At 65.0% G+C, this 1,096-nt stretch carries 1 protein-coding gene; it reads right to left on the bottom strand.

From position 1 onward, the window contains the following. Positions 1–384 precede the first annotated feature (384 nt). A complete protein-coding gene (locus ACXJKH_RS21035) occupies positions 385–1,017 on the bottom strand; it encodes an OmpW/AlkL family protein (protein WP_457322288.1) in 633 nt (210 codons plus the stop codon). Positions 1,018–1,096: the final 79 nt, after the last annotated feature.

The raw sequence follows: 1,096 nt of genomic DNA, 5'->3' as shown, positions 1-1,096 counted from the left end.
CGTCGATAGTTCGGCGGTGGCCTTGGCAAGGCGACAAGCGGATTTGGGGTTGCTCTTCGTATGGCGACCGGCCAACTGTCTAGGACTGGTATGGGTGGGCTGGCGGGACCGTGCCCCGCATGGGCCCGACGCATGCGTTGGGCGGGTTGGGCAGGACGCCCAACCCGGGCCTTGCCGCGTGCGCGGGATTGCGTACGCGAGCAAGCGGGTAACGGGCCCRCCAACCCACCTATGCCAGTTCAGCCAGTACGGGCGAGCGATCCGGCGAATTCGATCTGCGCAGTGGCGCGGCTCATCCAAGATCCGACGACAGCGAAGCCCGAAAACGACAACGGGCCCGCGAGGGGCCCGTTGAGTACTGCATTGAACGCGTGTGGCTGGCGCTTAGAAGCGGGCGCCGATGCCGAAGCCCACGGTCCACGGATCCAGCTTGGCCTTGTCGCCGGTCTTGTCACCGTTGACGGTCAGTTCCGGACGCGAATGCATGTAGCGGGCATCGGCGCGGGCAAACCAGGTGCTGTTGATGTTCATGTCCACGCCGACGGTGCCGATCGCGCCCTTGGCGGTCTTCAGACCGATGTGGCCCACGTCACTGGCCAGGTCTTCATTGCTGAAGTTGGACTCGTAGTAACCCGCGCCCACGAACGGACGGAACACGTTGTCGGCCTGGCCGAAGTGGTACTGGCCGCTCAGCGCGATCGGCTGCTGCTCGACCGTGCCCAGGCGCGCACCGTCGGTGCCGCGCACGCGGTGGTCGAACTTGTCGGCAGCGCCCCACAGCTCAACGGCCCAGTTGTCGTTGATGTAGTAKCTGAAGCTCAGGGTCGGGGCCGGACCACCGTCCACCTTGCGCACGCCGTCGAGCGGATCGTTCTTCGGCTGCAGCAGCGAGACGCCGCCGACCACGGCAAAATGCTTGCCCGACGCGGTATCAGTGGTGGAGTCCTGCGCGAATGCGGCCGGTGCGAAGGCCAGTGCGGTCAGGGTTGCCAGGGTCAAAGTGCGGATGGAGCGCATGGGGGAATCTCCTCAGGATGTTTTTGTTCTGGTCCCCGTTGTTCCGGGGCGAGGCAAACGTAGTCCCCACAACATGAAT

Source organism: Stenotrophomonas sp. P5_B8 (genome assembly GCF_054049855.1).
The sequence above is the reverse complement of the archived record's forward strand: the minus strand, read 5'-3'. Positions and strand labels throughout refer to the sequence as shown.